Here is a 21,960-nt window from a genome sequence, read left to right on the forward strand (position 1 = left end):
TCATGATAGCTCATCATATTCCCGGCCGAATTCGTCTCAAATACAAGCTTGGGATCATGTCACACCTGATGCAGTTTAATTTGCAAAATGTTGACGATGTGATTGCTCAAGTACCCGCTTTTGTCAGTTATAAGATCAATAAATCGACTGGTAGCATCGTCATTGAATACAACGCCAATCTCGTCAAACCTGAGCTGGTTGATGATCTTTTCGCAGGAACAGATGAGCAGGCAGAACACGCTTATTTCGCCCTTGCTCAGTACTTAAATGCCGAAGGAATTAGAACATGAGCCATAAATACACATCCGAGGGTTATGCCCCACAGTATGCTCAACAAGGCGACAATCAAAGCGTCCCTCAACAAGAGCAAAATCCGCAAGCTCAGCCACAGCAGGCTCAAGTACCACCAGAAATGAATCCTTACCAATCACATATGCCTCCAGGTTATGGTTACGGTATGCCGCCTAATGCAGCATACCCTCACATGCAACACCCTCATGCTCATATGCATCCGGGCATGCAGCATAACCATCCGCATATGCACCCAGGTTTTAATGGCCCACACGGGCATCCACACTATCACTCACCCTATGCGCAACATCATCCAATGTGGTCACAACCGCACATGATGCACCCCGCATATTATCCTCACCCTAACATGCCACCTCAGTCAGAACCTGACGCAAATGCAGAGCAAAACGATCCATTTATGGAACAGGCGCAAGCCATGCTCGAACAAGCATTAGGTGAAGACGCAGGCATGTTTAAAGACATATTAGGAAGCTTAGGTATGAACGATAAAGAATTTTGGAAAGGCGCAATGATTGGCGCTGCAGCCGCATTATTACTTAGCAATGATAAAGTCCGTGGCAAGTTAATGGACGTAGTATCTGGCGCAGGTGACATACTCAAAACGGGTGGCGGTAAAGTAAAAGAAACCGCAAGCCAAACAGCGAGTAGCGTTAAAGAAAACGTGACTAACAGCAGTGAAATCTTTAAAGACACCTACAGTGCGGGTAAAGAAGGTTTTCAAGCATCTGTAGAGCGTCATTATCAAGCACCAGCTGAAGAAGCGACTGCTGAAGCAGAGCCTGCTCCAACTGAAGAAACACCAGTGCTAGCAACGCAATCATCAGATGAAATGAAACCAGCATGAGTAATACATACAGCCAACTAAGCCCTGCCAGCCGTGCTTTGCTTGTCGGTGCCATGGTAGGCGGTGGCGCCTCTGTCGCCACCCAATGGAAATCTTACAAACAAGGTGAGATAGAAGCAGAAATGATGGTGTCTAAGGCGACTAAATCAGCCATTCAAGCGGCGGCAATCAGTGGGCTCACCACTTATGCTGCTGGTAAAATGGCTGGCCGTCCAGTCTTGTCATTAATGACGATTTTGGCTGCAGGCGCAGCGGGACTTTACCTCGTCGATCAATTTTCAGGAAAAAATCACCATGAATAATTATCCTCCTTATGGCTATGGTTACGGTTATGGCCCAGCAGGTCAGGCTCAACAGGCACAATCTGCTCCGACTGAAAACGCTGCACCATATAAAGCACAAAACACCAAAACCCACTTTATGATGGGATTAGCCGCAGGCGCTGCCGTGGCGTATTTGATCAGCAATAAAAAGGTGCAACAAAGTGTGGCATCAACCGGCGAAAAAGCCTGGTCTACAGTACGTGGTGAAGTAGAAGAGCTCAAAGAGCGCCTCGAAGACACCCAAGCTGAGTTAGATTATTACCGTAATCTGCATAAAGGTGAATAATGATCCCGTTGCGAATTAAGCACCATATTCCGGGTCGTATACGCTTCAAGCTCAATCGCGTAACCGAGCTTGAAGATACTGGCGAGTGGATCAAAAAAAGCCTCATGGTGATCCAAGGCGTCAGTGCTGTGCGGGTTAATGAAGCCGCTCACTCGATTGTGATTGATTACGATGACAACTTACTAGAGCCTCACACTATCGAGGCTAGGCTAACCCAGATTGATCTTAGCGAAGCTGAGCTTGAAGAGTCTGAGCATCAATTTACCCGTGGCGATATCGCCATGAATGTCATTGGTACTTTATCTGCGGCTTTGCTGCCTAATAAATGGGGTGCGTTGACCACTGCCACTCTGATAGCACCGACCCTTGCTGAAGGCATTTCAGAGCTGAAGCAAAAACGTGTATCAGTTGAAGTGCTTGATGCTATCGCCGTAGGTTTATCAGCCTATCGCGGAGATTATCGCACTGCGATGATGACCCAAACGCTGATTAGTCTTGGCGAATTCATGGAGCAAGAAACCTGTCGTAAAAGTGACAAGTTGCTCGCTGATTTGATGATCCCACAAGAGTCTATTGTTTGGCAGATCATGCCTGATGGCACTCGCTTGCAGGTAAGCTCAATTGAGCTTGCGGTGAACGACATTATCGAATTAGTGCCAGGTGACCCTGTTCCGATTGATGGCGTTGTCATTGATGGCGCTGCGCTAATTAATCAGTCAGCGTTGACGGGTGAAAGTGTTCCTATTCGACGAGAACTCGATGCCGTTGTGTATTCAGGTTCTAGCGTGCATGAAGGCACGATTAAGGTCAGAGTTGATAAGGTCGGCAGTGAAGCGACTACCGCTAAAATTGCTCAACTGATTTACGACTCTCTGAGCGAAAAAAGCGAGATCCAGCAAGTCACCCAAGACATGGCGAATCGCCGCGTAAAAATTACCTTAGGGATCGGTGCTGCAGTATTTGCACTGACTCAAGATATTAATCGTGTCGCATCTGTCTTTTTGGTCGATTACTCCTGTGCGCTAAAACTCAGTACACCAGTGACGTTCAAGTCCATTATGTACCGCGCCGCTCAGCAAGGCATCTTACTCAAAGGCGGTAGCGCCATTGAAAAACTAGCCGAAGTCGATGTATGTGTATTCGATAAAACTGGCACCTTAACCCATGGTGATATGGAGGTCACCGACGTGGTGCCATTCAATTGCCAAGGTGAACACTGCGCTCGAGATTTATTGGCCATTGCTGCATCTGTTGAAGAACACAGCAACCATCCGCTTTCACAAGCGGTAGTGAACGCTGCTAAACATCATCAACTGCCACACATTGATCATGGTGAAGTGGAATACGTCATTGCTCATGGGCTCAAAAGTACCGTCAATGACCATTGCCTTGTTATGGGTAGTCGTCACTTCCTTGAGTCACATGAATCTGTCGACTTTAGTGCCTATGAAGAGCAAATTCGTCAATATGAAGCCAAAGGGCGTCATCTGATTTTTATCTCTCATCAAGGCGAACTGATGGGCATGATTGGCCTTAGAGATCACCTACGTAAGGATGTCTATCAAACCCTAGAGGATCTAAAACAGTTGGGCATTAGCCAATTGATGATGATCTCTGGCGACAGTGTCTACAAAGCCAACATGCTTGGAGAAGATCTCAAACTCGATAGAGTGTTTGCAGAGGCGACACCAGAAACCAAATCAACCATCATTGAGTCATTGCAGCAGCAAGGCCATAAAGTGATGTTTGTGGGTGATGGCGTAAATGATGCACCTGCATTAACCAAAGCTAACGTTGGTGTAGCCATGTGCAAAGGCACAGAGCTTGCCAGACAAGCTGCCGATGTCGTGTTACTGCAAGATAGGTTATACGGTGTTGCTGAAACTTATCAGCTGTCTCAAATCGCAATGAAGATGATCAACAGCAACATAAAAGTCGCTGAATACGTCAACAGTGGCATTATGCTCGCTGCAGCACTTGGCTGGCTTAATCCAACCATGAGTGCTTTATTGCATAACGGGACAACGTTAGGGATTCTGGCTCGTTCGGTCGCCATCAAGAATGGCCCGCGGATCGGCTAGTTCTTGCCAACCTCCGACCTAAAACATCCTGTTTTAACCACAAAAAAGCCCAGTGTAACTGGGCTTTTTTATTGACACCTTTTGTCCAATACCACTTAGTTTTTAACTGATATAAGACTAATTCATCGACCGCCTGCCTTGTAACAACAGCAAAATAAAGTAGATACCACCGACGACAGACACAATGGTTCCCGCAGCAATTTGCGACGGATAAACTAGGTTTTGCCCTAACCAATCAGAAAATACCATTAAGCTTGCACCCAGTATCGCTGCTGTTGGCAACTGCATTTCAACTTTTTTAGCCCCTAAAATCACTGCCATATGCGGCGCCAATAAACCAATAAATGCGACCGGCCCCATGGTGGCAGTTACTGCTGCACAAAGCAGTGCAACACAGCAAAGTAGCAATACGAATGCTCGAGGTACATTTAAGCCTCTGGCTTTAGCAAATTCACGCCCCGTTGAAATCAAAGTCAGCCAACGTGAAGTCACTAAAGCAAAAGCAATTAAGCCGATGACCATCGCCACCAAAGTCAGCGCCGATGATGGCGTCACTCGATAGGTTGAGCCAGCCAACCAACTCAAAATGATATAAGACGTTTCATCACCTTTGGCTAAAGCAAATTGCACTATGGCTTCAATCAATGCAGTCAGTGCGATACCAATTAAAATAAGCATTGAAGGCGCATACTGATGTCGTTTGCCTAAGACCAACAAAATAGCTAACACCGACATGCTACCTAAAAAGGCAATGGCAGGCGCAGTGCTAAAAATATTTAACCCAACAAAAATCGCACCGCCCACTAAGGCTAATGTCGCCCCGGCAGAAATACCTAAAATATCAGGGCTGGCTAACGGGTTGTAAATCAACCGTTGTAGCAATACCCCAGCAACAGCAAGTCCAGCCCCAGCAGAGGCTGCGGTCAGCAACCTTGGCCACTGAATTTGCCAGCCAAAGGCGTCAGGTATTGCCCAAGTCCAGATGATATCTTGCGTACTCGATACATCTTGAGCAACAGTGACTTGATTAAATATCGTCGTAAATAAGCCGAGTAACACTAAACCAGCAACTAACACCATTAATTTAGCTTGGCTCATCACATAATGACTTTTCGGCATTGAAAAAGACAACTGATCTTGAGCTGATAGCTTACGGCGAGTAAACCAAATCAATGCGGGCGCACCGATAAAGGCAGCAGCGGTACCCGATGGCACTAAATCAAAGGTTAATACACTTAACCCCACAGCAAGTGCATCGGTTAACACTAGAATAAGACCGCCCAGCAACATGCTGTAAAACAGTTCATCTTTTGGGGTTCTTGCTCCCAGCTGCCGAGCAATATTTGGCGCTAACAAGCCAATAAAACTTATCACACCAACGCTGGTAATACTGGCTGCAATCAACCACAGGCCAATGGCAAATAAACCTAAAATGGCAGGAATGATATTCAATCCACGGGCAGATGCACTTGCTTGTCCCATGCGCAACAAGGCTAATATCCGTGGTGCGAATATGAAGATAAGTACTGCTACAGACAACTTAGGCAGTAGCCACTGTATTTGCGCCCAACCATTTTGCGCTAGATCCCCTGCTCCCCATATAAACAGGTTTTTAGCATATTGGTCATTAAGTAGAATAATCGCCGTTGCAATAGCACCCAGTAAGATATTAACCGCCATACCTGCCAGCACCACAGGTAAACCAGCGAGGTTGCGTACTCCCGCAATTAAAATCACTAAACCCAATGTCAGCATGGCGCCAATTAATGCCGCTATCGGTGCATAGTCACCCACATACGACGGAAACCACACATTCATCACCACCAGTGCAAGCCAAGCCCCTGAAGCAGTACCCAGCGTCATGGGCGACACTAATGGATTTTGTGTTAACTGCTGCATTAAACTGCCGACCAGACCTAACATGGCGCCAACCATGATTGCCATCACAATACGTGGCAGTTGAGACTCGACAAACATGATGGCATCAAAATTATCTGCCAAAGTGAGTCGGTCAGAAAAGTTCATCAACAATGACAACTGCTCTGAAACAAGGATTTGGGTATCAATCTGCGCCGACATCAATACCGCTAATACCAGTGCAACAAAGGTAAATACGTAGCGCTGCGACATCGCAAGGTTACTCATGCATCGCCCCCTTATGAATCTCAGAGGTTGGCGCAATCGCTAATAAGCTGCGAGTGAGAGCTTGGGCCATGTATTCAATTGAAATGGCCCCGCCATAATTCCATGCAGGTTCAATACTGTTCATCTTGTTGTGACGCACAAAAGGCATGGCATTCCACATGACACTTTCTTCAAGTTCAGCTTCTTGGGCAAAAGGCTCAAAATACAGTGCGACGCCATTTCCCACATGTCGAAGTGATTTTAACCTCTGCTGTTTCACGCCCCATTGAGTGGCTTCCACTTCGATAGCAGGTTTGATACCAAGTAACGATAAAGCATATTGAGCGGTAGAATTGTCACCATACAAATAAACCGAGGTCATACTGGCAAACCTAAAAGTGCTGACGTTAGGCAGTTTACCTTGGTATGCCGTGAGTAATTGTTGTTTCTGCTCATCAATCACTGCATGCATTTTGTCAATTCTGGCTTGAGCTTGTGAGGTTTTGTCTAATACTTTTGCGATACTAAAAAAGTTATCTAACGCCGCCTTAGCATTGTCATGATGCTCGCTGTAAGTTTGAAAAAATAATACTGGCGCAATTTGCTCAAGTCGGGGTAATAAATCTAACTGTGGTGATGCAATGATTATCACATCAGGTTTTAATGCTGCTAAACGTTGAAAGTTAGGCTCTACACGAGTGCCAACATCCATCACCTCATCGGGTACTAACGGGTTCATCACCCACTCTTTGTACCCTGCAACATCTGGCATGGCAATAGGTGTAACGCCCAGCTCTAATACTTGCTCTGCAATATCCCAGTTGAGCGCTGCAACACGCTTAGGAGTGCGAGGTAAAACCTGAATACCACGACTATCCTCAATGGTAATTTGGGTGTTTGTTTTGCCAGTATCGACAGCGACACTAGGCTCAGCTAACGCTGGCATAATCACAATAAATGCCAATAAATACGACCATAACAAGGCAGATGGTTTTAACATACAATCGCCACCTTATGTGGCTTGTTAGGATGATCAACTAAGGTTACTGGCGTTGCATATAAATCACTTAGCAAGGCTTCATCAAGTAAAATATCAGTATCACCCTGAAACGCTATCTGGCCTTTCTTTAATGCCACTATTTGCGTGGCAAAACGCAGCGCTAAGTTAAGGTCATGCAAAATGACAATCACCCCTACACCGGTTTCTTTATTCAAGCGACTGAGTAGATCCATCAATTGATATTGGTGCTGAATATCTAAAGCGGATGTGGGCTCATCAAGGATCATCATTTTGGCCTGTTGAGCTAATAACATTGCCACCCAAGTGCGTTGTCGCTCACCACCTGATAGTTGATCTGCTAACGCATCTTTAAACTCTGTAACCCCAGTTTCAGCCATCGCTTTTTCGATAATTTGTTGGTCTTCATCACGCCAGCGCCCTAACGTGCCACGCCAAGGGAAACGTCCCAATCGAACAAGCTCTGACACATTTAATCCTGCCACCTCAGGTAGCTTTTGCGGCAAATAAGCAACGGTTCTAGCAAGCTCTTTGGCAGAATATTTTTTCAGCGGTTGGTTATCTAAGGTAATTTCACCCGCTTCTGGCTGAAACTGGTTAGCCAAAAGATTAACGAGTGTCGACTTACCAGAACCATTATGACCCAGCACGACGGTTAAGGCGTGGGGATCTATGTTCAGTTGTTCAATATCAAGAATGGTGCGCTCATCGCGGATAACTTTAACGTGACTCAGTTGGTACATTAAATACTCTTCTGTTTTAACTTGGGGCAATTAGCGCACTTTTGGCCAGTAACGGTTTTATACACGGAGCAGCAGCTAGAACGTGTAAACACTAATTGGTTTGTTATAGGTGAAAGCTGAATCTTCGTGATGTGCTCATCAGATAATGACAAAGCATCGAGCCACAACACGGCCTGTTGACGAATAAAAGTAGCAGAGAATTCAGGATTAGTCTGTTGCAATAAGAGTAAGCGAGACAATAATGCATCTGCAATTAAGTGCTCAACAAATCGAGGGCGACAGCGAACAGATTGATCTAGCTCTTGGCGAAAATGCTCGAAAATAGTCAAAAGTTGCTGACCTGCGGCGCTGACTAACTGATGATACTCACCGGTATCGCAGTCTGTACATGAAAAACAAAAACCTGCCACGACACCATCTTGATGACGCTGAGACATATTGCATAAATCAGGCAAGACTTGGCAGTGATAAATCGCAGTAATGGCAACATACAATGGCTGCCATGTCAGTAAATCCCAGCTACGAGTGAGCCAATAAGCTTGACCTGCCTCAGGCGATTGCAACTTGATACTTTGATACAGTGAGCGAATATTCGCTAGGTTAGAACCATGGTATGAAATCAAAGAAGAATCTGGGCGGTCAGAAACCAAAATCTCCCCTTTAAGATAAGGAGAGATTTGTTCACATTGCTGATATATATCGTTAAAAACAGCTAAACTCATGGCCTGACCAATCGATAAATTAGGGCCATAAAGCGATACGGATCCGCTTTATGGCAAACACTTCACACTAGATTAGAAGTTATATTTGAAATTTAATTCAATGTTTCGCTCAGCACCGTACCAACAATTCACTGAGTCATAACAGGTGTAGTATTCTTCGTTGAATAGGTTATTAGCCACTAAGTTAACACTGGCACCCAGCAAGCTAGTACTGAACTCACCTAAGTCATAACCCACTGATAAATCAACTAAGGTGTAAGAATCAACTTGGTCTGTGTTCATGGCATCCATTTGCATTTCGCCCACGTAACGCACACCACCACCAATACGCATACCTGCTAACGCACCATCATCAATATGGTAGTTAGTCCATAACGATGCAGCATGTTTTGGCACATAGATAGGCTGTGTACCTTGTAAGCCATTACCACTGTCTTTGGTAATTTCCATGTCGATGTAAGTGTAGTTAACGGCAACATCAAAGCTGTCAGTCACATACCATTGACCTTCAAACTCTGCACCACGAGATTCGATTTCACCGATTTGCAGCTTATCGCCCCATGGGTCATCAGGGTTAGCCATTAGCGCGTCACTTTTCACGATGTTAAAGAATGACAATGCCGCTGTTTTACTTTGATCAGCAGAGCCATATTTTAAACCAAACTCAAACTGTTCACCCATTTCAGGCTTGTAGGTTGAACCATCCGTTTTAGTCCCTGCAACTGGCTCAAAGCTCGTTGCATAGCTAACAAATGGCGAAATACCATTGTCGAACTCGTACATAGCACCAACACGGTAAGAGAACTCTTGATGATCAGCTGCTGATTTACTATCGCCGTAGTCATCTGAATATTCACTTGATGAAGTGTAATCATCATAGCGACCACCTAAAATCATGATCAGGTTGTTGTAGCGCATTTGGTTTTGGAAATACAAACCCGTTTGCTCAACCATCACATCATCTTTTGCATCATAGGTTGATGACAACTGCGATGGGTCAATCATGTCATTATTTGGGTTGAAGATATTGAACGTACCAAACTGGCTCGTCGTGCCGTACTCTGAGTACGCTGACACACCATCCAGTTTTTGGTAATCCAAACCAAACAATAGGTTGTGCTCTAAGTTACCCGTATAGACTAAACCAGATAACTGGTTATCTATGGTGTAGCCCGTTGAGCTCTCTTCAGTGCTGTAGATGTTACGATCTAAGTCACCTGTCATAGGGTCAAAGTTGTCGCCTAAGTGGTAAGTGTTCTTTTGCGATAACGTCGCATCCATATAGCGGAAGTTTTGTAAAAACGACCAGTTATCGTTGAAATCATGATTGATTTTATAACCAGCTAACACAAATTCACGCTCAAACTCAGACCAATTCTTATCACCCGCAAATGTCGATGGGCTCGTGCTGCCATTTGGGTTGTCGTAAATCATGCCCGATGCAGGTAATGATGAATTCATCCCCATTGACGGGTCATTTTGATAGTACAAGTTAAAGTTAATGTAAGTGCTATCTGACACATTCCAATCGATCGAAGGCGCGAATACAAAACGCTCTTCTTCAGTATGGTCTACTTGACCATCTTTACTGCGTGCTAAAGCAATCACACGGTATGAGAAATCACTATCGCCAATTTGGCCAGTAGTATCAATCGATGCTTCGGTCAGGTTGTCAGAACCCACTGCAACATTCACATCAGTGCTGCGCATTTCTTGTGGCGTTTTGGCAATCATATTAACCATGCCACCTGGTGGCATTGAGCCATAAAGTACTGATGTTGGACCTTTAAACACTTCAACTTGCTCAAGTGCAATAGGGTCAATTTGTGGTTGTAAGTTCCAGCCTGTTAATGATTGCAGCACCAAGCCGTCATAGTAGCTTTGGTTTACATCAAAACCACGGATATTGAAGGTGTCATACATGGTGACTGCGCCACCTTTCTGCTCGGTAGTGACACCAGGAACATAACGAAGCGCTTGGTTTAACGACTTAACACCTCGCTGATCTAACAACTCACTGTCAATAACCGTCACACCTTGTGGCGTCTCCAGTGGCGTTAAAGACGTTTTGGTTGCTGTGTTTCTGTAGGCTTGGCCGAGAACAGTAATTGTCTCAAACTTTGGCACTTCAATACTTAAGTCATTGCTATCTTCAGCCAATACTTGCTGGCTATATGCCATTGAAGTAGTGATTGCTGCTGCAACCATGGTGATGTTAAATGACTTTTTGTTCTTAGATGAGACCATACCGCCCTCTGCCTTATATCGTTCAATTTCATGTCAACAAACATGAATGGTAATGAGAATGATTATCAAGCGCGAATAATATAGTGTTTCATCCTATTACATTTAACAATTTGGTGCATGAAACGAGGAAATTTGAAATAAAGTATGATTTCGAGAGTAAAATCACAATTCCTAATTAACTGTATTAAGGCAAGGTTCGAATAGGTAACCAATATTCCATATCGGTGGGTGTATCAATATGGGACGTGAGTGGTCCATAATGTTCAAGTTCAAAGCCATTCACGCTGTCAAAGCCTGATTGAGGTAACCAATCGCATATTAACCACTCAACTAATTGGCTAAAGCCACTCGCTAAACCATGGTAAGACACCACAGCATAATCTTGAGTAGGGATAACCAAACTGGATAACTTAGCTTGTGTAACATAGGACTGTATTGTTTCAGCAGAAGGTGCATCGATTTGCAATGCCGCCCAATAATGTAAATTGGCATGTTCTGGTGTTTGCTGTTGGGTATCTACAACCCCAACCAATTGCGCTTTACATTTCGTGCTCTCACCGAGTTGACTAAATAAGGTCTCCCATAAATTAGGCACAATTGTTGCCACGTTTGGCGAGGCTTCCAACAAACCGTTTAACGGACTTGAAATACCATAAACAGTAAACTCTGGTCGATGCTCAATACGGGTCTGCAAAGAAGTACTATCAATAAAATGCTCAGCTCGTTGAGTGATAGGGTTTCTTAGACCAACTTTGGTACCCCGTCTGCGATATTGACTAGGGCTAAGACCAAACAGTTGTTTAAATGAACGACTAAAGCTGACCTCAGAAGTAAAACCAAATTGATACGCTATATCTAGCATACGATCATGGGTCGTCAGTACTTTTTCGGCAGCTAAACTCAACTTTAACTCCCTGACATATTGGGCCACATTTAAACCTGTTTGCTGCTGAAAAATACGCTGCAATTGCCATCTTGAAATGCCAAACACCTCCACTAAATCATCCAAACCTAAGGTTTGATCGATATGGCGATGGATATATTCAAGGATTCGCTCAACGCGAGAATAAGGCGACTGGCCTCTCATAGATGTCTTTCCAAATAATGATCAAAACTAACGATAAACGGCAAAAACTCTCGAAAATATAGCAGCTATAGCTACAACTAGTTATAGCAAGCGAATAGCAAAACATAAAGCCCCTCGCCCAACAGCTCCATCAACCAATTCAGATAACGACTAATGTAACACTTTTATCAGCACAATTATTTTGCTGATAATTTTCATCACCTTAGATAGATAATTAAACCATATTGAACAATTGTTCAAAATAAAACTTGAACGATCGTTCAATTCATTCTATATTTTAACCAAGCCAAGCAAATGTACGCCAACAACATGGTGTATTACTGCTAATAATATTTGAATTAATTAAACACATTTGAATGATATAAATTCTGGAGTACACCATGAGCAAATTTACTATTCACACCTTAGAGACTGCGCCTGCAGCAAGTAAAGATTTATTAGCGCAATCTAAAAAAGCTAACGGCATGATCCCCAATCTACATGGTGTACTTGCTGAGTCTCCTGCGACATTTGAGGCATATCAAGACCTACATAAACTATTTACTAACTCATCATTTAACGCCGAAGAGCTTACCGTGGTGTGGCAAACCATTAATGTTGAGCATGGCTGCACATATTGTGTCCCAGCACATACCGCTATTGCAGGCATGATGAAGGTTGATAGTGAATTAACCGAAGCACTAAGAAACCGCACTGCTATGCCAACTGACAAGTTACAAGCGCTGCACGACACCACATTACTCATGGTTCGTAAACGTGGTTTATTATCCGATGCAGAAATGGACGCCTTCTTTGCCGCAGGTTATGGTCAACAGCAGTTACTGGAAATTATTTTAGGTTTGTCGCAAAAAGTGATCAGCAACTACGTTAATCACATTGCACATACTCCAGTAGATGCGCCATTTCAGCCATTTGCATGGCAAGATAACAAGTAAAACATAGCACCAGCGAAAGCATTATCAGCTTTCGCTGGTTTTCGTTTCATCACCACAAAAACAAGGCTAAGCATGTCAGATAAAATTAAACTCGATATCGTGTCAGATGTTGTTTGTCCATGGTGCATTGTTGGTTATCAAAGCTTACAACAAGCGATTCGCGAGCTGGATATTGCAGATAAAGTCGATATTGAGTGGCAACCGTTTGAACTTAACCCAAACATGCCACCAGAAGGTGAAGAGTTACGTGCTCACGTGGCTCGCAAATATGGTTCGAGCCGTGAAGATAGTGACAATGCCCGCGCCAATATTACCGCTCGTGGCGCTGAGTTAGGTTTTGAATTTAACTTTGGCGATAACATGCACATAGTGAATACCTTCGATGCGCACATATTGTTAGATTATGCCAAACAATTCGATAAGCAAACCCAGCTCAAGCTAAGATTATTTTCTGCCTACTTCACTGAACATAAAGATATCTCAGACAGAGCAGTGTTGGCTGAAGAGTTAGCCACTGTCGGTTTACAAGTTGATGAAGCAATGGCGTTACTGGATAACCCTGAGGTGCGAACGCGCATCAACATGGAAAAAGACCAATGGACAGCAGCGGGTATTTCATCTGTTCCTACTGTGGTATTTAACCGCACCAGCGCGCTAAACGGTGCTCACCCTGTTGACTCTTATAAGCAAGTGCTGACTCAGTTACTTGAAGAGTCCGCTAACTAACTTATCATCGTTACCTAACATGGCATCTGTGTTCGGCAAATCTATTGAGCGACAAAAAGTTATATAGATTTGCCTTCACGGTTTATATTCAAATCCTTGTCTCAACGCTCGCGCTGACTGGCAATACCTCGAATCTGAAATATTGAACTATAATTAATTCATTGAAAAAGCATGATGGGTTTATCAATGAATAAAAAAAAACCAATATTTGATCCCAAAACATTCCTTCTTGATAATCCTAATGAGCTCATATCATTAGATAAGTGGCAAAAAACGGTGAACTTACTTGCTAAGGTATTTCATGCTCCTGCCGGCTTTTTAGTTCAATTTACCCCCGATGATGGCTTTCAAGTCACGATCTCAAGTCAGCAAGACAGTAATCCCTATGCAGCAGGCATTGTCATAGAGCCCGAAGCCAATATTTTCTGTCGCCGTATCGTTGAAACTGGCAATCCGCTGTACGTGCCCAATGCCCCGATAGACCCTTGTTGGGATACCAACCCAGAAGTCCACAACGATGGCTTTACGTCTTATTTGGGCGTCCCCGTTTTTTGGCCTGACGGGCACCCTTTCGGAACATTCTGTGTCATGGATTATAAGCAAACAGAATATGAGGACAGTTACTTAGAGCTTATTGAACAATTAAAAGACATTCTTGAATCTGATCTCGCCTTAATCGATTTATACGGCCAAATGCAGCAACTGGCGATTACAGATCCTTTATCAGGCATTAATAATCGTCGTGGCTTTGAAACCCTGAGTCAGCAACGTATTGCGCTAGCCAAACGTAATCAAGCTAAGCTGGGACTTTGCTACTTAGATGTCGATAACTTTAAGCTTATTAATGACCAACATGGCCATAAAACGGGTGACGATATGATTAAGCACATTGGCACAGTATTGCAGAATACCGTGCGTCAAAGTGATGTCATTGGTCGTATTGGTGGGGATGAATTTGTCGCACTGGTTATGTTAGAACATGAGTCCGATCTCGTTGCCTTTAAGCAACGTCTAGAGGTTGGTTTTTGCTGCGCGAAACGCGCGAAACATTTACCTGAGTATTCCGTCTCTATTGGTAGTATCGAAGTCGATTTACATGCCAATTTTACTGATTTACTCGATAAAGCCGATCAAGAAATGCTTAAAAATAAAAAACGAGTTGCTTAATTCTACTAAGGCTTCAATCACTATCAATCACTATCAATTACTATCGGTTATCACTCGTTAAGTGCAGAATCAAGCAGCTGTAAATCAGCAACAATCAGGTTAGGCTGTATTTCCCACGGGTCAAATACAGCCCCTTCTGTTCGCTTAACCCATGCCGCTTTTAGCCCCGTCGCTATTGCACCAATCACATCAAACGGATTACTTGATRTCAGCCAAGTATCGCTTGCTTTCGACTCAGTTGCCTGTAAAAAGTGTTGGTAAATATCTGGGTTAGGTTTAAACGTTTTTATCTCGTCAGCACTGACGACCCCTTCAAACAATGCATCTATTCCCGCTGCATGCAGTAATGTTTCAACGGCACGCTTAGTGCCATTTGAAAAAGCAAACATACGATAACCCTGGGCTTTTAATGCTATCAAAGCAGGCTTAACATCTTCAAAGCTGGGTAAGGTTTTGTAACACTCCATCAGCGCATGTTTTTGTTCAGCAGATAAGGGAATTTGATAATAATCGCAGGTATATTCAAGTGCTTGGCGGGTACAGTCACTAAAAGGAACATAGTTTTTCATCAACCCGCGACGAAAGGAATACTCTAATTGCTTTTCACGCCAACGATTGGAAAAGGCTTTAGCCTTGTCGCCTATCATTGTCTCGAGCAGGATTAACACCCCATGAGTATTAATTAAGGTGCCATACACATCAAAAGCCAAGGTGATGTTTGGCCGTTTTAGATTTTCTTTCACCTTCCTCACTCCTTACCCTTTAATGACATGTACTCAGTAAATAGCAGAGCTTTTAATAACAGCACCTTCAATAACATCGCTTCAACGAGGAAAAGTCTTATTAACTCTGTCTGGCTAAAGGCGGATTACTGAATATGGCTTCAATAAAATCTTGTATGGTATTGTCGTCACTATTGGCATGGGCATAGGTGCGAATACCGATAATTTGCACTTGTAGGAAACGAGCCAAGGCTTGTGGCGTTTGGCTTGAATCTAGCTCGCCATTGTCTTGTGCTTGAGCTAATAATTTAGCAAATGCAGCTTCGACCATAATAAGTGATTGCTTAGCTTCTGCGAGTAACTCGGCATGCTCTTCGGTTAATTCAGCCACCGTTTTCACTAACATACACATACCACTCGGAGCATTGTGCTCACGCGCCGACACAGCACATTCAACAAACATCTTCAGAGCTGCAAGCGGCGAGTCCGATTGCTCAACACATAAGTCTAGCTGAGCAACACCAGATTGCGCATAGTGTTGTAGGGCTTCTTTGAATAAACCCTCTTTACTGCCAAAGCTTGCGTAAATGCTACCCGGGCGCATATCTATGACTTCTTGTAAGTTACGCATAGAGGTCGCGTGAAAGCCCTTTTCCCAATAAAGGTCAGCAGCTTTTTTAATGGTTTCTTCGCGATTAAATTTGGCCGGTTTACTCATAGCTATCTCGATATCTCAATCTATATTAAACAGTCACTCAACTCATATTGAGCACTCGTTCAATTATAGGGTTTACTACCCAAATCGTCCAGTGTAATAGCACATAAAAAAGCCTAACTTGCTCGACAAGTTAGGCTTTATTTCATCATTTCATGTGCAAGGTGACCCTTGCTGAATCATTAGATTGCGACGGTTTTTCCTTGATAAGGGATCCGAAATGCGATGGTGTATGTCACAGGTAAAACAATCAATGTCAAAATCGACGCAAATCCAAGACCAAAGATAATGGTAATCGCCATTGAGCCAAAAAAGGCATCACTTAATAGCGGCACCATACCTAACATAGTGGTAATTGCCGCCATCAACACTGGCCTAACACGGCTAACCGACGAGTCCACTACCGCTTGATAAGGGTCTTTGCCCTCTCTGAGCTCTACGTTGATTTGGTCCACCAGCACGATACCATTTTTAATGATCATCCCAGTTAAACTGAGTAACCCAAGTAACGCCATAAAGCTAAACGGTGCATCAAATAACAATAGACCCGATACCACACCAATTAACGCCAGTGGTACAGTAAACCAGATAACCAATGGCTGCCTGACTGAGTTAAACAGTAATACCGTAATCAAAAACATGAATAAGTAACCCATAGGTAATGAGCTAAATACTGACACTTGAGCTTCAGTTGATAATTCATACTCTCCGCCCCATTCAAGCTCATAGCCTGCTGGCAGTTCGATGGCTTCTATTGCTGGGCGTAATTTACGGAATACAGAATCAGCCGTTTCATCGRTACCATTAATCGGGTCGGCAAGCACTGACAACACACGCTTACGGTCACGACGCATAATGATTGGGTTTTCCCACTCAGTATCAAAGCTTGAAACCACTTGTGTTGCAGGAACAAAGGTATTGCTTTCGCTACTCCATACTTGCAGTTTCCAAATACTTTCAGCATCTAAACGTTCTGACGCGGGTGCACGAGCAACAATAGGTAGCAAGTGACTATTTTCACGATACACACCCACTGACTTACCACTGAAGTTGGTCAGTAATGCATTATCTAAGTCCGTTTTGCTGATACCGGTTTCTCTAGCTTGAGCAAACGCCAGTTGCGGGCGGATCATTTGAACTTGATTGCGCCAGTTATGTCTTACGCCAACGGCTGTTGGTTCAGCATTAAAAATCGCTTCAGCTTTAACCGCGATTTCACGCAGTACTTTTGGATCTTCGCCATAAAAACGCGCTTCAATTTTTGCGGCTGGGCTTGGACCATTTTCCATGTATTTAAAGCGATATTCAGCCTCTGGGAAACGCACACTCAACTCTTTTTCCAGAATACGCATATAGCTGTTTACGGTAGTTAAATCGGTCATTTCAATCAATAACTGACCATAAGAACTGTAGCCTTTTTCTGGTACATAGGGCAGCACGTAACGTTGCGCGCCTTGACCTAGCACTGTGGTCAAGTTAACCATGCCGACATCTTTTTCAGCTTGCTCAGCTAAGAGATTCTCTTCAATTTTATGTAAGAAAGACTCAGTCGCTTTGATATCAGTTCCTTCAGGCATCCACACATCAACATAAAATATTGGCGTGTTTGACGCAGGGAAAAACACGTTTTTCACGTGACCAAAACCAGCAAGTGAGGTGATTAATGCTGCAATAATTAACAGAACGGTAAGCACTCTAAAGCGTATCGCAAGGTTTAATGTGGTGCGATAAACCTGAAATAACCACCCTTTGTATGGGTCATCCTCAACATCTCCAGTTGGCGCGTCACCATCTTTGAACATCATATTGCAAAAGAAAGGTGTTAGCGTCATCGCAGTAATCCAGCTAATAAATAGCGAGATTAACAACACTTGGAATAGCGATACACAGAACTCGCCAGTAGCAGTGTCAGATAAACCAATAGGCGCAAAAGCAATAATGGCAATAATGGTGGCGCCCAGTAGCGGCCACTGCGTTTGTGTGACGACTTCTTTGGCAGTTTCTAAACGGGTTTTACCACGTTTAATGCCAATTAATATCCCCTCAGTAACTACAATGGCGTTATCCACCAGCATACCAAGCGCGATGATCAAGGCTCCGAGCGAGATTAACTGCAGCTCGATATTAAGCACTTTCATCACGATAAAGGTGCCAAGAATGGTCAATAGCAACACCAAACCAATCAGGATGCCAGAGCGTACCCCCATAAACACCAACAGCACACCAATCACAATAGCGATAGATTGAGCAAGGCTGACTAAAAAGCCTTTTACCGTTTGATCGACCATCTTACTTTGGTCGTAAACCGTTTCTAGCTGCATGCCAATAGGCAGTTCGCCGTTAAGCTCTACCATTCTTGCATTGACACTTTCGCCAACCGTTACCACGTTCACACCACTTGAGAACGAAATACCAATCGATAATGCGTTTTTACCATTAGCATGATAGATATTGCTTGGGGTTTCTTCTGTGTCTTTGTAGATTTTGGCGATATCCCCTAGGTAGACTAATTTAGTGCTACCAGGCGCACTCACCAATAGGCGCTCCATTTCCGATACGCTATCAAATTCCCCTGTTGGATGAATACGAATACGGTTATCACCAACGCGGATAGTCCCAGCATTAGATACCACGTTCTGACTATTGATTAAGCTGTAGATATAATCTTGATCTAGGCCTAACGCATTGAGCTTTTGCTGAGACATCTCAACAATGACTTGCTCGTTAATTTTACCTGCAATCGTGACCTTTTTGATGCCATCAACGAGCACGAGTTCGCGACGTAAAAAGTCCGCATAATTTTGCAGTTCACGGTTGCTATAACCGTCACCACTGATATTGAGTAAGATTCCGTAAACATCACCAAAGTCATCAATCACAGATGGGGTATTCACCCCAGGTGGTAACTGAGGGATCGTGTCATTAACCTTACGGCGCACTTCATCCCACATTTGGGGTAGTGCGTCTTTGTCGTACTGCTCTACAATTTCAATTTCGATTTGCGATAAACCCGCACTGTTAATTGAAACTATGTGCTTTATGCCATCAAGTTGTTGTAGTGCATCTTCAAGCGGTAAAGTGACTTCCTCTTCCACTTGTTCAGGTGATGCGCCAGGGTAACTGGTCACCACTAATGCATTTTTAAGAGTGAACTCAGGAAATTCCAACTGACCTAAGCTAAAAAATGAAATACTACCGCCAACGAGTAACAATAGCGCGAACATCCAGCTGATCACCTTACGGGTGATTGATAACTCTGCAAAATTCATCGCTTATACACCTCGTTGCCAGCGCAACGGCTTCACTGCTTGATCTTCAGATAAGTACTGCACACCAGCAACCACAACTTGATCGCCAATATTAATACCATCAATAATTTCAATACCATGAGTCGTTACATTACCGATAGTCACTAGGTGCTGATTCACCGTACCCGTTTCGTCACTGTATAACCAAACAACATCTTGACCATCTGCATCACGCTTAAACACTGCATTGGCAGGAACAATTGCAGTGATAGAGCTTGGCTCTGTCCCAGTCACATCCATACTCACCTCAGCACTCATACCAGGTAAAACAGTGATAGATTGCGGCCGTGGCAAGGTAAATACCACTTCATAGGTTTGAGTACCTTGAGTAATTTGCGTTGCATGTTCTTTCAATTTTACTGGGTATGCTTTTTGAGGATTATTAGCAAAGCGCACCTGAGGGACAAAACTAGAATTAGGATTAAATCGCGTTACCGTGCTCGCTAATGATTCAGGTACTTGAATCACCACATCAATCTTGCTGTCTTTTTGCAGCACTAAAATGGCTTGGTTCGCTTGTACCATCTGAAAGTTGTCCATATCAATCTTGGCAATTGTGCCTGTATATGGCGCTTTCAAAACGGTATAACTTAATTGATCTTTTGCATTAGCAAGATTCGCTTCAGCTGATTTAAGCTGGGCCTTTGCTAAGTCATACTCAGCGGCAGAAATAAGCTCACGTCTTAATAGCTCACCTTTGCGCTTGAAGTCAGCTGCAGCAAGCTCATGATCGGCTTCGCGGTTTAATAACGTGTTACGTGCATCTCGATCATCAAGGCGTGCAAGCACAGTACCCTTTCGCACTTGCTGCCCTTCAAATAACGACAACTCAACTAAATGACCTGAGACTCGAAAAGCAAGATTAGCTTGTTTAGTCGCAGCGACTTTTGCTGGAAAAGCGCGAATGGAGCCAGCATTAACATCTGTCACTGTTAGCAATTTCACTGGCCGAATTGTCGGTGGAGGCGTTTCAATAGACTCAGCAGTACAACCCGATGTCATCAGAATGAACAATAAAAGTGAAAATGGTAGTAGGAGGTGTTTCATTTTCGAATTCCCAATAGCGAAACAAAGTCATGTAACCTTGATGTAAACAGGGCGCAAAGATACCAGTGATTATGGTTGAACAAAATGGAATGATCTGGAACTATAGGTTCCATTTAATGAAACTACATTTACTTGCTATATACAGAATTGTGTGTGCAAACTGATAATAGATAGTCAGGACTTTGTTAACGCTATGGATAAGTTAAATACAATTTAAAGAGTCATCTAGATGAAAACTGAAGATATTTCGCTGTTCCATAGAATCGTTGAAACCGGCAGCCTTGTTGAGGCTGCAGACATTTTGAACTTACCTAAATCAACCTTGAGTCGACGCTTACAGGCATTAGAAGATGAATTATCGGTAAAGCTTTTTCACCGCCAAAGCCGCTCAATGACATTAACGGCATCGGGCAGTCACTTTTACGATAAAACCACTTCAATGATGTCTTCATTAGAAGAAACCTTGTCAGAACTGACTAATGAGAAAACCGATGTCGGTGGTCATTTACGAATTCTTGTCTTCCCTATTCCTGAGTTATTGCAAATAACCCAAGGCATTTTACATTTTATGGATCTGCATCCTTCCATCACAGTTGAAATTATTGTCAGTGCCGAACCTCAAGATATGATCCGCAACAATATTGATTTGGCGTTTATGTTGGAAGATTCATTTAATGAAAATGAAATGGTTGCTAGGCACATCATGAGCGAGACAGTGCATTTTTTTGCAAGCCCTGAATACCTTGCCCGAGCTGGAACGCCGCAAACCCCTGAAGAAATCAGCGATCACAATTCAATTTTATTTCGATACCCAAATGGACGAATATTTAATGAAGTCCCATTCGGCCAAGACATGGTTTTATCAGTAAAAGGGAATTTATGTGTCAACAACCTCTCTGTTTGCTTAGAAGCCACTTTAGCTGGAGCAGGTATCGCCATGATGCCATTACCTTTTTGCCAAGATTATGTCAAAACAGGTCAATTAGAAATGCTGTTCAAAGACTCAGCCCCTTATGAAGGAAAGTGCTATTTAGTCTACCCATCGAGACGATACATTAGCCTTGCCAGCCAACGTTTTATTGATCATATGCTCATCGAACTAGAAAACTGTTCACAAACAGGAACCTGTAACCAAATAGCAAAGATTCGTGGTGCGATTAAACCACTGATATAGGCCAATTCAACACCTATAATATTGAAATATATTAATAAAAAAGGATGCCTTTTGGCATCCTTATTTCATTTATAGCGGCTTTTTATTGTCGATTTCGAGTAAAGCCAACAATAATTTTTTCTCTTTAGGTGACAACGACGCCACCGCTTTTTTTACATTTTTCTGATATTGGGCAAGCGTCACCTTGTCGCCAGCGATTGCTGCATCTAGGGTTTGTTCATACTTAACCAATAAATTATTCATTTTATCGGCATTATCCATGTTCTTTTTGTGCGCGGTATAAGCGAAAAACAACACAATTAACAAGGTAAGCAAGCTAAAAAAATTGAAGTCTAAGGTGAAAGTAACCTTGGATTTTTTGGCAGTTTCAGTCATAGGG

Annotated in this window: 20 protein-coding genes; 9 read left to right on the top strand and 11 right to left on the bottom strand. The window is 43.3% G+C overall.

Features of this window, described 5'->3' with window-relative positions:
- Positions 1-2 precede the first annotated feature (2 nt).
- From A9267_RS19165 to A9267_RS19185, 5 genes are read left to right on the top strand one after another with little or no spacing between them, the layout of a single operon-like run.
- Entirely contained in the window at positions 3-290 is a 288-nt protein-coding gene (locus A9267_RS19165; RefSeq protein WP_156003384.1) for an HMA2 domain-containing protein, read from the top strand.
- On the top strand, positions 287-1,156 hold the full coding sequence (locus A9267_RS21980; protein WP_197495569.1) for a hypothetical protein: 870 nt from the start codon (positions 287-289) through the stop codon (positions 1,154-1,156). Before A9267_RS19165 ends, A9267_RS21980 begins: the two co-directional genes overlap by 4 nt.
- Positions 1,153-1,458, top strand: a complete 306-nt coding sequence (locus tag A9267_RS19175; protein ID WP_055025538.1) for a magnetosome protein MamC — start codon at positions 1,153-1,155, stop codon at positions 1,456-1,458. Before A9267_RS21980 ends, A9267_RS19175 begins: the two co-directional genes overlap by 4 nt.
- Entirely contained in the window at positions 1,451-1,765 is a 315-nt protein-coding gene (locus A9267_RS19180; RefSeq protein ID WP_055025539.1) for a YtxH domain-containing protein, read from the top strand. Before A9267_RS19175 ends, A9267_RS19180 begins: the two co-directional genes overlap by 8 nt.
- Positions 1,765-3,846 (top strand): heavy metal translocating P-type ATPase, encoded by a 2,082-nt coding sequence (locus A9267_RS19185; RefSeq protein ID WP_065110375.1) that lies wholly within the window; start codon positions 1,765-1,767, stop codon positions 3,844-3,846. Before A9267_RS19180 ends, A9267_RS19185 begins: the two co-directional genes overlap by 1 nt.
- A 117-nt stretch (positions 3,847-3,963) precedes the next feature.
- On the opposite strand, the gene fhuB is transcribed toward A9267_RS19185, so the two are convergent.
- The 6 genes from fhuB to A9267_RS19215 all read right to left on the bottom strand — a co-directional run bounded on the left by fhuB (position 3,964) and on the right by A9267_RS19215 (position 11,787).
- Entirely contained in the window at positions 3,964-5,991 is a 2,028-nt protein-coding gene (gene fhuB / locus A9267_RS19190; protein WP_065110376.1) for a Fe(3+)-hydroxamate ABC transporter permease FhuB, read from the bottom strand.
- Complete coding sequence (locus A9267_RS19195) at positions 5,984-6,970, bottom strand: ABC transporter substrate-binding protein (protein WP_065110377.1); 987 nt, start codon at positions 6,968-6,970, stop codon at positions 5,984-5,986. The genes fhuB and A9267_RS19195 overlap by 8 nt, the downstream gene beginning before the upstream one ends.
- The gene (locus tag A9267_RS19200; protein ID WP_231919222.1) at positions 6,964-7,761 is read right to left on the bottom strand and encodes an ABC transporter ATP-binding protein; all 798 of its coding nucleotides are present in this window, start codon (positions 7,759-7,761) and stop codon (positions 6,964-6,966) included. The genes A9267_RS19195 and A9267_RS19200 overlap by 7 nt, the downstream gene beginning before the upstream one ends.
- On the bottom strand, positions 7,731-8,453 hold the full coding sequence (locus A9267_RS19205) for a siderophore ferric iron reductase (protein ID WP_065110379.1): 723 nt from the start codon (positions 8,451-8,453) through the stop codon (positions 7,731-7,733). Before A9267_RS19205 ends, A9267_RS19200 begins: the two co-directional genes overlap by 31 nt.
- Before the next feature lie 72 nt (positions 8,454-8,525).
- On the bottom strand, positions 8,526-10,700 hold the full coding sequence (locus A9267_RS19210; RefSeq protein WP_065110380.1) for a TonB-dependent siderophore receptor: 2,175 nt from the start codon (positions 10,698-10,700) through the stop codon (positions 8,526-8,528).
- A gap of 184 nt (positions 10,701-10,884) precedes the next feature.
- A complete protein-coding gene (locus tag A9267_RS19215) occupies positions 10,885-11,787 on the bottom strand; it encodes a helix-turn-helix domain-containing protein (RefSeq protein ID WP_065110381.1) in 903 nt (300 codons plus the stop codon).
- Between the two features lie 380 nt (positions 11,788-12,167).
- Between A9267_RS19215 and A9267_RS19220 the strand changes: the two genes are divergently transcribed.
- The 3 genes from A9267_RS19220 (at position 12,168) to A9267_RS19230 (ending at position 14,615) form a co-directional block, all read left to right on the top strand.
- Positions 12,168-12,722 carry a carboxymuconolactone decarboxylase family protein gene (locus A9267_RS19220; RefSeq protein ID WP_055025546.1) on the top strand — a complete coding sequence of 185 codons (555 nt, stop codon included), beginning with the start codon at positions 12,168-12,170 and terminating at the stop codon, positions 12,720-12,722.
- 72 nt (positions 12,723-12,794) lie between these two features.
- Positions 12,795-13,448, top strand: a complete 654-nt coding sequence (locus A9267_RS19225) for a DsbA family oxidoreductase (protein WP_065110382.1) — start codon at positions 12,795-12,797, stop codon at positions 13,446-13,448.
- Positions 13,449-13,634: 186 nt separating this feature from the next.
- On the top strand, positions 13,635-14,615 hold the full coding sequence (locus A9267_RS19230; RefSeq protein ID WP_082972471.1) for a sensor domain-containing diguanylate cyclase: 981 nt from the start codon (positions 13,635-13,637) through the stop codon (positions 14,613-14,615).
- Between the two features lie 50 nt (positions 14,616-14,665).
- Here the strand turns inward: A9267_RS19230 and A9267_RS19235 are convergent, their stop codons facing one another.
- From A9267_RS19235 to A9267_RS19250, 4 genes are all read right to left on the bottom strand, one after another.
- A complete protein-coding gene (locus tag A9267_RS19235) occupies positions 14,666-15,358 on the bottom strand; it encodes a haloacid dehalogenase type II (RefSeq protein WP_231919226.1) in 693 nt (230 codons plus the stop codon).
- A 100-nt stretch (positions 15,359-15,458) separates the two neighbouring features.
- Complete coding sequence (locus tag A9267_RS19240) at positions 15,459-16,055, bottom strand: TetR/AcrR family transcriptional regulator (protein ID WP_065110383.1); 597 nt, start codon at positions 16,053-16,055, stop codon at positions 15,459-15,461.
- 179 nt (positions 16,056-16,234) lie between these two features.
- Complete coding sequence (locus A9267_RS19245) at positions 16,235-19,321, bottom strand: efflux RND transporter permease subunit (protein ID WP_065110384.1); 3,087 nt, start codon at positions 19,319-19,321, stop codon at positions 16,235-16,237.
- Between the two features lie 3 nt (positions 19,322-19,324).
- A complete protein-coding gene (locus A9267_RS19250; protein WP_065110385.1) occupies positions 19,325-20,407 on the bottom strand; it encodes an efflux RND transporter periplasmic adaptor subunit in 1,083 nt (360 codons plus the stop codon).
- A 229-nt stretch (positions 20,408-20,636) separates the two neighbouring features.
- On the opposite strand from A9267_RS19250, the gene A9267_RS19255 reads away from it, so the two are divergent.
- Complete coding sequence (locus A9267_RS19255; protein WP_055025551.1) at positions 20,637-21,581, top strand: LysR family transcriptional regulator; 945 nt, start codon at positions 20,637-20,639, stop codon at positions 21,579-21,581.
- Between the two features lie 69 nt (positions 21,582-21,650).
- On the opposite strand, the gene A9267_RS19260 is transcribed toward A9267_RS19255, so the two are convergent.
- A complete protein-coding gene (locus A9267_RS19260; RefSeq protein ID WP_055025552.1) occupies positions 21,651-21,956 on the bottom strand; it encodes a hypothetical protein in 306 nt (101 codons plus the stop codon).
- Positions 21,957-21,960 lie beyond the last annotated feature (4 nt).

It is taken from the genome of Shewanella sp. UCD-FRSSP16_17, assembly GCF_001675935.1.
GTDB classification, from domain to species: domain Bacteria; phylum Pseudomonadota; class Gammaproteobacteria; order Enterobacterales; family Shewanellaceae; genus Shewanella; species Shewanella japonica.

Bases quoted from the DNA above. Each gene is read 5' to 3' on its own strand.
- A9267_RS19165 (WP_156003384.1), top strand. From the start codon at position 3: ATGATAGCTCATCATATTCCCGGCCGAATTCGTCTCAAATACAAGCTT.
- A9267_RS21980 (WP_197495569.1), top strand. From the start codon at position 287: ATGAGCCATAAATACACATCCGAGGGTTATGCCCCACAGTATGCTCAA.
- A9267_RS19175 (WP_055025538.1), top strand. From the start codon at position 1,153: ATGAGTAATACATACAGCCAACTAAGCCCTGCCAGCCGTGCTTTGCTT.
- A9267_RS19180 (WP_055025539.1), top strand. From the start codon at position 1,451: ATGAATAATTATCCTCCTTATGGCTATGGTTACGGTTATGGCCCAGCA.
- A9267_RS19185 (WP_065110375.1), top strand. From the start codon at position 1,765: ATGATCCCGTTGCGAATTAAGCACCATATTCCGGGTCGTATACGCTTC.
- fhuB (WP_065110376.1), bottom strand. From the start codon at position 5,991: ATGAGTAACCTTGCGATGTCGCAGCGCTACGTATTTACCTTTGTTGCA.
- A9267_RS19195 (WP_065110377.1), bottom strand. From the start codon at position 6,970: ATGTTAAAACCATCTGCCTTGTTATGGTCGTATTTATTGGCATTTATT.
- A9267_RS19205 (WP_065110379.1), bottom strand. From the start codon at position 8,453: ATGAGTTTAGCTGTTTTTAACGATATATATCAGCAATGTGAACAAATC.
- A9267_RS19210 (WP_065110380.1), bottom strand. From the start codon at position 10,700: ATGGTCTCATCTAAGAACAAAAAGTCATTTAACATCACCATGGTTGCA.
- A9267_RS19215 (WP_065110381.1), bottom strand. From the start codon at position 11,787: ATGAGAGGCCAGTCGCCTTATTCTCGCGTTGAGCGAATCCTTGAATAT.
- A9267_RS19220 (WP_055025546.1), top strand. From the start codon at position 12,168: ATGAGCAAATTTACTATTCACACCTTAGAGACTGCGCCTGCAGCAAGT.
- A9267_RS19225 (WP_065110382.1), top strand. From the start codon at position 12,795: ATGTCAGATAAAATTAAACTCGATATCGTGTCAGATGTTGTTTGTCCA.
- A9267_RS19230 (WP_082972471.1), top strand. From the start codon at position 13,635: ATGAATAAAAAAAAACCAATATTTGATCCCAAAACATTCCTTCTTGAT.
- A9267_RS19240 (WP_065110383.1), bottom strand. From the start codon at position 16,055: ATGAGTAAACCGGCCAAATTTAATCGCGAAGAAACCATTAAAAAAGCT.
- A9267_RS19250 (WP_065110385.1), bottom strand. From the start codon at position 20,407: ATGAAACACCTCCTACTACCATTTTCACTTTTATTGTTCATTCTGATG.
- A9267_RS19255 (WP_055025551.1), top strand. From the start codon at position 20,637: ATGAAAACTGAAGATATTTCGCTGTTCCATAGAATCGTTGAAACCGGC.
- A9267_RS19260 (WP_055025552.1), bottom strand. From the start codon at position 21,956: ATGACTGAAACTGCCAAAAAATCCAAGGTTACTTTCACCTTAGACTTC.